The organism is Pseudomonas sp. 10S4 (assembly GCF_034344865.1).
Lineage (GTDB): Bacteria > Pseudomonadota > Gammaproteobacteria > Pseudomonadales > Pseudomonadaceae > Aquipseudomonas.
The window spans coordinates 35,983-50,087 of record NZ_CP133774.1; the positions used below are offsets into that span (position 1 = coordinate 35,983).

At 55.7% G+C, this 14,105-nt stretch carries 10 protein-coding genes and 2 rRNA genes; 5 read left to right on the top strand and 7 right to left on the bottom strand.

The window, feature by feature from the left end; all coding sequences use genetic code 11:
• Nucleotides 1-29: 29 nt before the first annotated feature.
• Nucleotides 30-962, bottom strand: coding sequence for a chemotaxis protein CheV (locus tag RHM58_RS00175; protein ID WP_201254922.1), 933 nt, complete (start codon nt 960-962; stop codon nt 30-32).
• A gap of 82 nt (nt 963-1,044) precedes the next feature.
• Here RHM58_RS00175 and flgA point away from each other — a divergent pair, with 82 nt between their 5' ends.
• The 4 genes from flgA (at nt 1,045) to RHM58_RS00195 (ending at nt 3,653) form a co-directional block, all read left to right on the top strand.
• Nucleotides 1,045-1,806, top strand: coding sequence for a flagellar basal body P-ring formation chaperone FlgA (gene flgA, locus RHM58_RS00180; protein WP_201205908.1), 762 nt, complete (start codon nt 1,045-1,047; stop codon nt 1,804-1,806).
• Between the two features lie 168 nt (nt 1,807-1,974).
• Nucleotides 1,975-2,301: a flagellar biosynthesis anti-sigma factor FlgM gene (gene flgM, locus RHM58_RS00185; RefSeq protein WP_201205910.1), complete on the top strand. Its 327-nt coding sequence runs from the start codon at nt 1,975-1,977 to the stop codon at nt 2,299-2,301.
• Between the two features lie 48 nt (nt 2,302-2,349).
• Nucleotides 2,350-2,817: a flagella synthesis protein FlgN gene (locus tag RHM58_RS00190; protein ID WP_322269364.1), complete on the top strand. Its 468-nt coding sequence runs from the start codon at nt 2,350-2,352 to the stop codon at nt 2,815-2,817.
• Nucleotides 2,818-2,906: 89 nt separating this feature from the next.
• Nucleotides 2,907-3,653 (top strand): flagellar brake protein, encoded by a 747-nt coding sequence (locus RHM58_RS00195; protein WP_201205914.1) that lies wholly within the window; start codon nt 2,907-2,909, stop codon nt 3,651-3,653.
• A 66-nt stretch (nt 3,654-3,719) separates the two neighbouring features.
• Here the strand turns inward: RHM58_RS00195 and RHM58_RS00200 are convergent, their stop codons facing one another.
• The 4 genes from RHM58_RS00200 to RHM58_RS00215 all read right to left on the bottom strand — a co-directional run bounded on the left by RHM58_RS00200 (nt 3,720) and on the right by RHM58_RS00215 (nt 8,926).
• Nucleotides 3,720-5,093 carry an MFS transporter gene (locus tag RHM58_RS00200; RefSeq protein WP_201205916.1) on the bottom strand — a complete coding sequence of 458 codons (1,374 nt, stop codon included), beginning with the start codon at nt 5,091-5,093 and terminating at the stop codon, nt 3,720-3,722.
• A 70-nt stretch (nt 5,094-5,163) separates the two neighbouring features.
• Nucleotides 5,164-6,405 carry a glutamine synthetase family protein gene (locus RHM58_RS00205; protein ID WP_201206755.1) on the bottom strand — a complete coding sequence of 414 codons (1,242 nt, stop codon included), beginning with the start codon at nt 6,403-6,405 and terminating at the stop codon, nt 5,164-5,166.
• 230 nt (nt 6,406-6,635) lie between these two features.
• A complete protein-coding gene (locus RHM58_RS00210) occupies nt 6,636-7,325 on the bottom strand; it encodes a sensor histidine kinase (protein ID WP_201205918.1) in 690 nt (229 codons plus the stop codon).
• Nucleotides 7,322-8,926 (bottom strand): response regulator, encoded by a 1,605-nt coding sequence (locus tag RHM58_RS00215; RefSeq protein WP_322269366.1) that lies wholly within the window; start codon nt 8,924-8,926, stop codon nt 7,322-7,324. Before RHM58_RS00215 ends, RHM58_RS00210 begins: the two co-directional genes overlap by 4 nt.
• A 310-nt stretch (nt 8,927-9,236) precedes the next feature.
• Between RHM58_RS00215 and RHM58_RS00220 the strand changes: the two genes are divergently transcribed.
• Nucleotides 9,237-10,613: a lysozyme inhibitor LprI family protein gene (locus tag RHM58_RS00220; RefSeq protein ID WP_322269368.1), complete on the top strand. Its 1,377-nt coding sequence runs from the start codon at nt 9,237-9,239 to the stop codon at nt 10,611-10,613.
• 141 nt (nt 10,614-10,754) lie between these two features.
• On the opposite strand, the gene rrf is transcribed toward RHM58_RS00220, so the two are convergent.
• Nucleotides 10,755-10,870, bottom strand: a 5S ribosomal RNA gene (gene rrf, locus RHM58_RS00225).
• Nucleotides 10,871-11,043: 173 nt separating this feature from the next.
• Nucleotides 11,044-13,938 (bottom strand): 23S ribosomal RNA (locus tag RHM58_RS00230).
• Nucleotides 13,939-14,105 lie beyond the last annotated feature (167 nt).

The following is a 14,105-nucleotide window of genomic DNA, read 5'->3' on the forward strand; positions in this document are numbered from 1 at the left end:
TCGTGTTGACCGCCAGGGGCAAAAGGCCCCTAGCTGATGTCTGCTGCTTTGATCCGGTCGACTACCCGGGATGCCAGGTCATCAGGACGGAATTTGGCAAGGAAGTCATCGGCACCGACTTTCTTGACCATCGCCTGATTGAACACACCCGACAACGAAGTATGCAGGATGATATGAAGCTTTTGCATGCGAGGGTCGTTGCGGATCTCGGCCGTCAGGGTGTACCCGTCCATCTCCGGCATCTCGATGTCGGAGATCATCATCAGGAACTCTTCTTCCGGCTTCTTGCCCTCGTCGACCAGCTTGCGCAGGTACTCCAGCGCTTGCCGACCGTCGTTCAACGCCACCACTTCGACACCGATCGTTTGCAGGCAACGGGTCACCTGCTTGCGCGCCACCGACGAGTCATCGACCGTCAGCACTCGCAAGGACAAGGCCTTGTGCTGGGTTTCGACATCGACCACCCCCACCGAAATCGCTTCCGGTGTCGGCGCAACCTCCGCCAGGACTTTCTCGACATCGATGATTTCGACTAACTGATTGTCGACCCGAGTCACAGCCGTGAGGTAATGATCGCGTCCAGTGCCCTTGGGTGGCGGATGAATCTCCTCCCAGTTCATGTTGACGATGCGCTCTACCGACCGGACCAGGAAACCCTGAGTCTTGGTGTTGTACTCCGTGATGATCACGAAGGGATTGCTTTGATCTTTAAGTGCACCGGCACCGGTCGCCATCGCCAGATCGAGGATCGGGATGGTCGCCCCACGAATATTTGCCACACCGCACACGACGGGACTGGACTTGGGCATCAGAGTCAGTTTGGGGCATTGCAGCACCTCACGAACCTTGAACACGTTGATCCCGTAGAGTTGCTGGCCGTCGAGACGGAACAACAACAGCTCCAGGCGATTCTGCCCTACCAGTTGCGTGCGCTGGTTTACCGAATCCATTACACCAGCCATGCCCAGACTCCTACACCAACGCTAAGTTGTGTTGCGACGCACATTCATCACTAAACGGCACGGCGCTTGCTTTTTAACCCTTATGAACGATCAAACGACATTTTTCCGACGCCTGACATCAAACTACCGCAAATTGCTTTGCGTGATGTCGGCTGCTTGCCTGTTGACCCCTGGCAGCCCTGCCGTTGCTGATGCGGTTACCTTGCCTGACATGCTTATCGGCGTCACTCAGGGCTTTCTTGAATTCACCGTAGAGGACTATCTGGCTACCAGTCAAACGGAAGGTCGCTACGAAATCGAGGTCAAGCAGCTCGATCCGCGACTGCGCATGCCCATGTGCGACAAGGAATTGACAGCCTCCCTGGAAAGCCCGGCCACCCCCATCGGGCGGGTTACAGTCAAGGTTCGTTGCGAGGGCAGCTCCCCCTGGACCGTGTTCGTACCCGCTCAAGTGCACCTGTTTCGAGAGGTCGTCACCACCACTCGCCCGCTCAGGCGCGCCGGCATCATCGAACCGGGCGATGTCGTTTTACGCGAGCGCGACATCAGCTTGATCAACCAGGGGTATTTCACCTCGGTTGACCAGGCCATCGGACAGAAACTTACCCGACAAACGGTAGGCGATCAGGTCATCACCCTGGTCCATCTCGAACAGGCGGAAGTCGTACGCAAGGGTGATCAGGTGGTGATTACCGCACGCAGTGGTACGCTCAGTGTGCGCATGCCGGGCGAAGCGCTCTCCAATGGCGGCCTGGCTGAACAGATAAGGGTAAAAAACCTCAATTCCATGCGAGTCATCAAGGCGCAAGTCACCGCGCCAGGCCAAGTGGAAGTGTCCATGTAGGGCTCTCTGTTTTGTGAAGCTATGGCGCGCCGCCTGGCTGTTGCCTAAACTGTGCCCCATGCAGGACAAGTGCTGGCGCATGCGGCTCATTGCTTAAATGAGCCTAAAGTTTTCGCAGGGATTGCCGAAAACATGGCAAGCGTCCAAATACCCAGAGGTTTTTTTATCATGGTCATCGATTTCAGCCGTTTAAACAGCTCCTCGCCACTTACGGGCAGTACACGTACCAGCGTTGCCAAGGAAACCGCCGACGCCGGCAAATCCGCACCGCTGACTACCCCGGCCGAACAGGCCAGTACCGTCACAAGCGGGGAATCGGTACATCTCAGCAATGAGGCTCAACAGTTGCAAAAGGTCACTGACAAGCTGCGCGATCAGCCTGCCGTCGACAACGCCCGTGTGGCCGAGTTGAAAGCAGCGATTGCCGATGGCAGCTATAAAGTCGACAGCAACCGTGTAGCCAGCAAACTGCTCAACTTCGAAGCCCAGCGCTAGGCCATCGCCTGCGCCAGGCTTTTGGACGCTTAAAACCCAAGGCCAGCCATGCACGACACTAATCTACTGCAACTGATCACCGACGACTTTGCTCCAGCTCAACGCTTGCTGGCGTTATTGCAAACCGAGTCCCTCGCCTTGCACGGTCGCGACATGCCACTGCTTGAAGAAATTCTGGCGGAAAAACAGGCATTGATCATTTTGCTCGAACAGCATGGCCGCAAGCGCAGCGAAATCCTCGCCAGCCTGAACCTGCCCCTCACTCGCGCCGGCCTTGAGCAACTCGCCAGCCATTCGAGCATTGGCGGTCAGTTGCTGGAACAAAGCGATGTGCTGACCGATCTTCTGGCTCAATGCCAGGCTGCCAACGTCAAGAATGGCCAGTCGATCCTGATGCAGCAGGCCGCTACGGCCAATCAGCTGAAAATCCTCACCGGTGGCGAACCTCCAGCGCTCTATGATGCACGCGGATCAACTGCCAAGATGGCCGGACCTCGTCCGCTCAGTCAGGCTTGAGTCCGCTAATGAGCACGCCCTATCAAGACGCGAAACATGCTGGCAGAATGCCGGCTAGTAGTCATATTTTGTCTGGAGATTGATGAACCGTGTTCAATGCCTTAAGTGCGGAAGATGCTCCGCAGCCACCCAAGGTGCTCACCACACCCCTGGAAATCTCCGGCAACCTGCGCCAGCTGCAAGACAGCCATGATCCGCTGATCATCACGTTCCACGAACGTAGCCAGCGCTTCCAGAGCTATCTGGTGGACATCGATCGTGACAGCAACATGATCGCCCTGGACGAGATGATCCCCCGTGACGGTGAACGCTACCTGTTGGCCGGTGAACCATTCCGGGTCGAAGGCTTCCACGACGGTGTGCGCATTGCCTGGGAAAGCAACGGTCCGTTGACCATCGACGAGTCCGGTGGTGGTCGTTGCTATCGGGGCGCGCTGCCGACCGAGGTGGTTTACCACCAGCGTCGCAATGCCTTTCGCGCCGCGTTGAAGCTGGCGCAACTGGTTAATGTCGAACTGGGCGGTGAAAAACTCAAGTCGCCAATCAACGGCAAGTTGCTGGATATCTCTGCCACTGGCTGCAAGCTGCGCTTCGAAGGCGATATCACTTCCAGCCTGCAACTGGGCCAAGTCTATGACCGCTTCATCGCCGCCCTGCCCTTTGGCAGCATGACGGCCCCGGTTGAACTGCGTTACTTACACTTCGAAGAAAGAATCTCCACCACGTTCGCCGGCGTACGCTTTCACAACATGAGCGGCCTGGTGCAACGGCAGGTCGAGCGCTTCGTCTATCAGCTTCAGCGCGAAGCCCGGCGCTTCGACAAAGACGACATGTAAGCACTGCGCTTCAATAAAAAACGGGCAGTCCCTTGCGGTGACTGCCCGTTTTTTTATGCATGGATATTAAGGTCTGGCCTCGGTGAAGCTTTGTTCGCGACCTGTGTCCGGGTCGTGCGGTTCTTCCGGAGACGGATCGGTTTCAGGTTTCGGCTCAGGGTCCGGTTCAGGATCGATCGGGTTCTGCATCTGATCCTGCACCACCTGCTCATCGACCCGCGGGTCAAGGGCTGCCACCAGCGGTGAACTCGACATGCTGTCAGGCATGGCCACGTGATGCAGTGGCGCATCGTCGACCTGATGCAGGTTGGTCACCGCTTTCGGGCGAATCCGCCACACCAGCACCAGCGCAAAGAAGCTGAAGAAGGCATACAGCATGTGGCTGCCGAACAGTTTCATCAGCACCCCGGCCACCAGCGGCCCGATACTGGCGCCAACGCCGTAGGTCACCAAAAGCATCGCTGTCAGGGAAACCCGACGATCCCCCTCAACGTGGTCATTGGAAAACGCCACCGCCAACGGATACAGGCAAAACTGCACCAGCGAACAGAAGAACCCGGCGATGAACAGCACCTCCAGCGGCACTTCGGTCATGATCGCCAGCGGCAACGCAGCAACGGCCAGACACAAAGCGAAGCAGCGGATCAGCAACGCCCGGTCATAACGATCAGACAACCAGCCCAACGGCCACTGCACCACCAGACCGGCAAAAATGCAGCTACCCATGAACAGACCGACCTGCTCGGTCGAAAGCCCTTGTTGCGAGGCATACAACGGTGCCAGACCGTAGAACGAACCGACGATCAACCCGGCCCCCAACACCGTGCTCAACGACTGCGGCACTCGCTTGATGAAGAACCGCGGCTCCATCGGTGCCGGATGCAAAGGCGCCGGGTGAATGCGTCGGGTCAGGGCCACCGGCACCAGGCACAACGCGAAGCACAAGGCGACCAGCATCAGCAGCTCCAGGCCCAAGGCCGGGTGCAGAACCAGAATCAGCTGCCCCAACACCAGCCCCAGGTACGAGGCAATCATATAACCGCTGAACACCAACCCGCGCTGCTTGGCTTCGGCCTGCTCATTGAGCCAGCTCTCGATGACCATGTATTGGCACATCATGCCAAGACCCACGATCACCCGCAGAAACAGCCACGCAGGCAACCAGTTGATCAAGCCATGGCCCAACACTGCCGCGCCGACAATCCCGGCACACGCTGCATAGGCGCGAATATGCCCGACCCGGGCAATCAACCGGTGGCCGATTTTGCCGCCCAGCACCAGGCCAAAATAGTTGGCCGCCATCAACGCACCGACCCACAAGCTGTCGACATGGTCAGCCGCCAGGCGCAAGCCCAGATAAGTACTCAACAGACCCGAGCCGATCAACATCATCAGCGAGGCGAAATACAGCGCTCGAAAGGATTTCCAGATTTGGCGCATCGGCGTTCCGAGCGGCTCCTTGCAGTGAGTATCGGGCTAGCGAGAACGATAGCCCGAAGACGACGGGTCGTCAGGCCTGGGCTGCTAAAACACGCCGTTCCCAGGGAGTAATTTCATCAAAGAAGCTGGTCAGTTCCATGGTCTTCGAAGCGATGTAGCCTTCGATGAACTCCTTGCCAAACAGTTCCATCGCCAATTGGCTACGTTTCAGACGTTCAAGGGCAGCGTGCAAGGTACATGGCAACGAAAGATTATCCGGCACCACGAATTCGCCCTGAATCGCCTCACTCGGCTCCAGCTCGTTTTCGATGCCGTGCAGCCCGGCGGCCAGGCTTGCGGCAATCGCCAGGTACGGATTGGCATCGGCGCCAGGCAAGCGGTTCTCGACCCGACGGGCCACCGGCGAACTGGCCGGAATACGCAGACCCGCCGCACGATTATCGTGGGACCAGCAGGCATTATTCGGCGAAGCAAACGGGTGGCACAAGCGCTGATAGGAGTTCACGTTCGGCGCAAACAACGCGGTGAAGTCGGCCATGCCGGCCTGCTGACCGCCGATGAAATGACGGAAGGTCGCCGTTGGCTGCCCGGCCTCATCGCTGAACACGTTACGCCCGCTGCCGATCTCGACGATACTTTGGTGAATATGCATCGAACTGCCCGGCGTGTGCGCCAACGGCTTGGCCATGCACACCACCGTCAAGCCGTGCTTGAGCGCAACTTCTTTGAGCAGGTGCTTGAATAAAAAGGTCTGGTCAGCCAACAGCAACGGATCGCCGTGCAGCAGGTTGATCTCGAACTGGCTGACGCCCATCTCGTGCATGAAGGTATCGCGAGGCAAGCCAAGGGCGGCCATGCATTCGTAGACTTCACTGAAGAATGGTCGCAAACCGTTATTGGAACTGACGCTGAACGCCGAATGACCGTCCTCGCGACGACCGTCCAGGCCAATGGGCGGCTGGAACGATTGCGTCGGGTCGGTGTTGGGCGCGAAGACAAAAAACTCAAGTTCGGTCGCCACCACTGGCGCGAGGCCATGTGCGGCGTAACGCGCGATAACCGCTTTGAGTTGGCCGCGGGTCGACAGACGGGAGCTTTCCCCGGTCAGTTCATCCGCATCACAAATGGCGAATGCCCGAGGCTGTTTGCTCCACGGCAAACGGTGGATTTGAGCAGGGTCCGCAACCAGCGCCAAGTCGCCATCATCGCTGCCGTAAAAACGCGCCAGCGGATATCCGCCCATGATGCATTGCAGCAGCACACCCCGCGCCATCTGCAACCGCCGCCCTTCCAGGAAACCCTCGGCAGTCATTACCTTGCCCCTGGGTACGCCGTTCAAATCCGGCGTAACACACTCAATCTCATCAATGCCCGTCAATCGCTGAGCGAGTGAACGCTGGCCATCGGTTGTCATGACGCAATCCTTGTTGTTGTGCGAGCCGCGAACGGCGACCCGTACAAAATAGGCTCCGCCCGTTCGGAATATCAAGCACTGGCGAACAAAAAACCAAACCGATGTCCCAGCTCCTACAGGAACGTGTATCAGGGCAAGTAGAGGCTGAAGACGCCACCGCCCAGTGGACCGCCGTTGCTGATGCGCGTGTATCCGCCAACGCCGTTGCGCTGATGCAACGCAGCGATGCGCCCGGCGAAGTAAAGGCCCAGACCAGTGCTGCCGGTGCTGTGGTTGATGCCCTGCACGTAGTCGTCCTGGCGCTCGATCATCTCGGGCGGATAGCCTTCGCCATCGTCGTTGATGGTCACCACCAGTTGACCGGCCTCGTCGCTAACCGTGATCAACAGCGCATCGCGTGCGTAACGGATAGCGTTGTTGATGCTGTTGGCCAGCACCGAAGCAACCAATTCCCGGTCAAAGAAACCCAACGGGCTCAGCGGGTCCACTTCGTAGGTCGCCATGATGCCGCGACTGGCGAACACCTCCTGATGCGCGGCCAGTTGCGCTTCAATAAAGTCATCCAGCTCATGGTAAGCCGGCTGCAATGGCATCTGGTTGACGCCGAGCTTATAGAGCCCGAGCAACTGCACCAGCATGCCGTTGAGGTGGGCGAACTCGAAGTCGATGACGCCCTGTTCCTTGGTGTGCTGCTGATCGGGCAAGCGCGCCAGCCATTGGCTGTGAGCCTGCATCAGCATCGCTAGCGAGTTCTTCATGTCGTGCACGGTAGAGGCAATTACCGTGGAGAAGTCGAGTGCCTGTTCGCTGTCGTTCATTCGCCAAACGCCTTGCTTCGCAGCTTCTGATAACGGGGAAAACGGGTGTCGGTATCGGGCATCAGGCCGACCGTTTTCAGGCAGGTCCGGCACTCTTCGAGTTCCGCCGATGGGACATTGGTGTCAGTGCCATGCAGCAGCGATTGCGCCATGTTCAGCGCAATACTGATGTTCTTCGGTTGCAGCGCCAGGGCTTTGCGGAACACATCCCGTGCTTCCACCAGGTTACCGGTCTTGTACACCCGCACGCCCTGTCGGTTGAGGTCGGCGGCGGCGTTACCGGCATTGAGGATAGTCGGATCGTCAGTCAACTTGGCGATGCCCTGCATCACTGTCGGATCGTCACCGTAGATCTCCGCACAGTTTTTAAGCATCGAAGCGCCCGCAGTGGCTTGCCCGAGCATTTGCAGTTGCTTGGCCACCAGCAGCGCCGCTTCGGCACTCATGAATTGCTCCATGCCATCGAGGCGCATCATCGCTTGTTCGGTGAGCTTCTCGGCGGTCTCGGCATCGTTGAGCAGCAGGCTGGTAGCCTTCATCAGCCGTGCACGAATCTGCAGGCCCGGGTCGGAGGGGTTCTCCTTGGCCACAGCACTGAGGGTCGTGTTGATTTCCAGCCGAGTCCGAGTGTCCAGCCCCTTTTCGCTGCCCTTGCTGATCAAGGCGTGGGCCAGGCCAAGGTTGCTTTCGGCATCCTTGAAGCGAGACTGGGCACCTTGAGCCACCGCCTGGCGATAGGCTTTAGAGGCAGTGTCAAAATCTTCGTTGGCCATCGCCAGTTTACCCAGCAACGCTTGCCGGCGGACCGCCAGTGGCGACAGGCGAATGGCTTCCTCCAACACGCGCTGGGCACCCTTGGTATCGCCTTGCGAGACCAACACATCGGCCATGCCGTCATAGAGCGCCGGCATCATCGGGAATACTTTCAGCGCTTTTTCATAGACGCCTTTGGCCTGGGCAACCTGGCCGCGCTTGAACAGCAACTTGCCCAGCCCGGCAAACGCCCATGGCAAAGGCCGATCAGCGATGATGCCGTCGTAAAGACGTTCCAGCGCTTCGTTCTGGTTCAGGTCGCGCAAGGCATCGGCGCGATAACGCAGGCACAGCGGCGAGTAGCGGATGTCTTGCTTGCACAAGGCGATACAGGCGTTGAGCACCTCGACCGGTTTACCCCGGTCAAGCGCCTGCAGGATCGGCTTGAGCAACGTCTTTCGCTGCACCAGCCGTTCCAGCCGCTGGGCCAGACCAGAACGGTTGAACGGCTTGGTCAGGTAAGCATCGGGCTCGTGCTCCAGGGCGCTGAGCACCATGGCCTGACTGGTTTCGGCGGTGACCATGACGAACACACTTTCATGGCTGATCAGCTTCTCGATCATCAGGTCTTCAAGCACCTGCTGACCGTTTTTCTTGCCATCGCCCAGATGAAAATCCTGCAGGATGAAATCGTAGGACTTCTGCGCACACATACGCAGCGCCTGCTCACCGGTATCAGCGGTGTCGACATCCTTGATGCCCAGCTCCCGCAGCATGGACCTGACGGAGCTGCGGAAATCCGAGAAATCATCGACGATCAGAAAACTCTTTTGGTGATACGACAGCATCGAAGATTTCCAGGCAATTTAAGAAGAACAACCCAAGGGCAAATACACCAACACGCTTAGCTTCACTGTCTCTTGGCGCGCAGATGATAGCTGGAGGCCAAAGGCTATCAAGCGTTTTCGCATCAACCCGCAAGGATACTTTCGGGTTGCCGCGAGCAAAGAGAACAACGACCGTTCGGGTTATCGGCCAGTGGTGGCCTTCCCTTGAAGCGGTGAGTGTGAAAACGTGCATTTGCCTGAGCTTAATGCACACTTGCACGGCGACAGATTGCCAAGGTCGCTTACTTTATGAACTCAAGGTCTTATTACTGTGCACACCCAAGGACGCTGGATGTTGTCCGCTTGTGCTCTGTTGGTTACCCAGCAGGCACTGGCGACTGGAATGGACTGTACAAAAGCGGCAAGCGCCGCTGAAAAAACCATCTGTGCTGATACGGGACTGTATGAACTGGACACTCAGATGGGGTCGGCTTACCGAGGGTTAATGGATGCGGCTCCTCATTCAAAGTCCGAATTGAAAACCGCTCAGCGCGCTTGGCTAAAGGCGCGCGATCAGTGCGCTGAAAAGGTTGATTGCCTGGATCAGAGCTATCGGAAACGTCTGCTGTCGCTGCAACAGCAGACGAATGAAGCGGTTGCTCAGCAGCCGGCGGGCATAGACAGGTTGGTACTGGATGACCTGAAACAAGCTATTCAGACAGCCAGTAAAACCGATGCAGAGTTTCCGTTAGAGCGGGCACTTGATCCACTGGTGATCAAAAAGGGCACTACTACGTTTTCAAATGTCAGGGATGATGAAAACTCTGTTGAAGACCCGCAGTTCCCGAAGGCGATTCCCAAAGGCGTGACGCAGGACGAGTGGCAGGCTCTCACGGGCTCTAAAGTTGAGAGCGAGGGTGAGAACGGCAACACCTCCTATACCTTGATGGACTTGGACGGTGATGGATTGCGGGATCTTGTTGTCGACACCTATTCTGGCGGCACTGGGTTGTTTTCTTACATAGAAACGTTTCACCGGGTTGGAGACGTATTTGTCAGAAGGACAGGTGCTGGTGACACTGAATCTGAAAGCTCGCTTTTTTCCCTTAATGGTCGCGGTGCGAACCAGTCAGTTGATTGGATAAATATTCGTGGCCGGGTTTATGCCGCTTATCGAAACAGCTACTACGGTGTTGATCAGGTTTACCTGCTTGATCCTCTTAAGGCTCCTGACGCGGTTCCGACTGTGAGCATCAATTACCGCTATCAACTGTCTGTGCCCAATACTCAAAAAGATGATGCCAAAGGCACTAGCGTCACGTTGGACGCGGTGCTGCATACAGCACTGACTAAGGCATTGGTTGGTGTCAGTAAAACTGAAGCCAAGGATGTAGGTGATCAGAGTCGTCCCCTTTGCCCTATCCCCCCAGCAGGACCGGGCGATGGTGATTATTACAGTTATGGCCCTGGGCACTACACCATCGAAATTGTGGGTGATATGCCTGTTGTGATTGGGGAGCAGTGCTATATCGGGAGGTTGGCGGATTGGTTTGGAAGTTATAGCGCCAAAGATGGACTGTTCGCAGAACTCGCCCTCCGAAAGCCAGACTTGGAGGGTGACGGACGTAGTTATGAGGTCAATGGGCGACGCCGCATGACCGATGTAACCACTTCGGTTGGCAAGTTTGAAGAAGGCAATGGCGGCTGACGGGGGTGTCGATTGAGGGATACTAAAAAGCCCCATCAGTAGATTCTGATGGGGCTTTTTTATTTATGTGTTTTCGGACACTTTCCTGCGGGCAAAACAAAACCCCTACCTGCATACGCAGATAGGGGTTTCGGAATTTAATCTTGACGATGACCTACTCTCACATGGGGAAACCCCACACTACCATCGGCGATGCATCGTTTCACTGCTGAGTTCGGGATGGGATCAGGTGGTTCCAATGCTCTATGGTCGTCAAGAAATTCGATAGCCAGGTCGTTCTCCTTACGGAGTACGCTCCAGCGAATGGGTATGTGATAGATCTCGGTGTTTTGTGAGTGCTTCGAACTTTCGGTTCGTTTCGTCTTCACACACCGCAATCTGGTGCTCTTTCGCTTTTCAGCTCGAAGCAAGCAAATTGCTTGGGTGTTATATGGTCAAGCCTCACGGGCAATTAGTATTGGTTAGCTCAACGCCTCACAGCGCTTACACACCCAACCTATCAACGTCGTAGTCTTCGACGGCCCTTCAGGGGACTCAAGGTCCCAGTGAGATCTCATCTTGAGGCTAGTTTCCCGCTTAGATGCTTTCAGCGGTTATCCGTTCCGAACATAGCTACCCGGCAATGCCACTGGCGTGACAACCGGAACACCAGAGGTTCGTCCACTCCGGTCCTCTCGTACTAGGAGCAGCCCCTCTCAAATCTCAAACGTCCACGGCAGATAGGGACCGAACTGTCTCACGACGTTCTAAACCCAGCTCGCGTACCGCTTTAATGGGCGAACAGCCCAACCCTTGGGACCTACTCCAGCCCCAGGATGCGACGAGCCGACATCGAGGTGCCAAACCATGCCGTCGATATGGACTCTTGGGCAAGATCAGCCTGTTATCCCCGAGGTACCTTTTATCCGTTGAGCGACAGCGCTTCCACAAGCCACTGCCGGATCACTAGTCCCGACTTTCGTCCCTGCTCGACTTGTCAGTCTCACAGTCAAGCTCCCTTGTGCACTTACACTCGACACCTGATTGCCAACCAGGTTGAGGGAACCTTTGGGCGCCTCCGTTACTTTTTAGGAGGCAACCGCCCCAGTCAAACTACCCACCATACACTGTCCTCGATCCGGATAACGGACCTGAGTTAGAACCTCAAAGTTGCCAGGAGTGGTATTTCAACGTTGACTCCACCTGAACTAGCGTCCAATCTTCACAGTCTCCCACCTATCCTACACAAGCCACACCGAACACCAATACCAAGCTGTAGTAAAGGTCACGGGGTCTTTCCGTCATGCTGCGCGTAACGAGCATCTTTACTCGTAATGCAATTTCTCCGAGTTCGCGGTTGAGACAGCTGGGAAGTCGTTACGCCATTCGTGCAGGTCGGAACTTACCCGACAAGGAATTTCGCTACCTTAGGACCGTTATAGTTACGGCCGCCGTTTACCGGGGCTTCGATCAAGAGCTTCGCGTTAGCTAACCCCATCAATTAACCTTCCGGCACCGGGCAGGCGTCACACCCTATACGTCCACTTTCGTGTTTGCAGAGTGCTGTGTTTTTAATAAACAGTCGCAGCGGCCTGGTATCTTCGACCGGCATGGGCTTACGCAGTAAATCGCTTCACGCCTCCGGCGCCCCTTCTCCCGAAGTTACGGGGGCATTTTGCCGAGTTCCTTAACCACGAGTTCTCTCAAGCGCCTTGGTATTCTCTACCCAACCACCTGTGTCGGTTTGGGGTACGGTTCCTGGTTACCTGAAGCTTAGAAGCTTTTCTTGGAAGCATGGCATCAACCACTTCGTGTTCTAAAAGAACACTCGTCATCAGCTCTCGGCCTTAGAATCCCGGATTTACCTAAGATTCCAGCCTACCACCTTAAACTTGGACAACCAACGCCAAGCTGGCCTAGCCTTCTCCGTCCCTCCATCGCAATAACCAGAAGTACAGGAATATTAACCTGTTTTCCATCGACTACGCTTTTCAGCCTCGCCTTAGGGACCGACTAACCCTGCGTCGATTAACGTTGCGCAGGAAACCTTGGTCTTTCGGCGTGGGTGTTTTTCACACCCATTGTCGTTACTCATGTCAGCATTCGCACTTCTGATACCTCCAGCAAGCTTCTCAACTCACCTTCACAGGCTTACAGAACGCTCCTCTACCGCATCACCTAAGTGATACCCGTAGCTTCGGTGTATGGTTTGAGCCCCGTTACATCTTCCGCGCAGGCCGACTCGACTAGTGAGCTATTACGCTTTCTTTCAAGGGTGGCTGCTTCTAAGCCAACCTCCTGGTTGTCTGTGCAACTCCACATCCTTTCCCACTTAGCACGCGCTTTGGGACCTTAGTTGGTGGTCTGGGTTGTTTCCCTTTTCACGACGGACGTTAGCACCCGCCGTGTGTCTCCCATGCTCGGCACTTGTAGGTATTCGGAGTTTGCATCGGTTTGGTAAGTCGGGATGACCCCCTAGCCGAAACAGTGCTCTACCCCCTACAGTGATACATGAGGCGCTACCTAAATAGCTTTCGAGGAGAACCAGCTATCTCCGAGCTTGATTAGCCTTTCACTCCGATCCACAGGTCATCCGCTAACTTTTCAACGGTAGTCGGTTCGGTCCTCCAGTTAGTGTTACCCAACCTTCAACCTGCCCATGGATAGATCGCCCGGTTTCGGGTCTATTCCCAGCGACTAGACGCCCTATTAAGACTCGCTTTCGCTACGCACTACCCTATTCGGGTTAAGCTCGCCACTGAAAATAAGTCGCTGACCCATTATACAAAAGGTACGCAGTCACCCAACAAAGTGGGCTCCCACTGCTTGTACGCATACGGTTTCAGGATCTATTTCACTCCCCTCTCCGGGGTTCTTTTCGCCTTTCCCTCACGGTACTAGTTCACTATCGGTCAGTCAGTAGTATTTAGCCTTGGAGGATGGTCCCCCCATATTCAGACAAAGTTTCTCGTGCTCCGTCCTACTCGATTTCATGACTAAGAGATTTTCGCGTACAGGGCTATCACCCACTATGGCCGTACTTTCCAGAGCGTTCCGCTAATCTCAAAGCCACTTAAGGGCTAGTCCCCGTTCGCTCGCCACTACTAACGGAATCTCGGTTGATTTCTTTTCCTCAGGGTACTTAGATGTTTCAGTTCCCCTGGTTCGCTTCTTAAGCCTATGTATTCAGCTTAAGATACCTAACTTATGTTAGGTGGGTTCCCCCATTCAGACATCTCCGGATCAAAGTCTGTTTGCCGACTCCCCGAAGCTTTTCGCAGGCTACCACGTCTTTCATCGCCTCTGACTGCCAAGGCATCCACCGTATGCGCTTCTTCACTTGACCATATAACCCCAAGCAATCTGGTTATACTGTGAAGACGACATTCGCCGAAAATTCGCAATTACTCACAAATTTTACCTTAGCCTGATCCGTTACCAGTGAAAGTAACGTCCAGTCTATCTTTCTATCACATACCCAAATTTTTAAAGAACGATCTAATCAAAGACTAG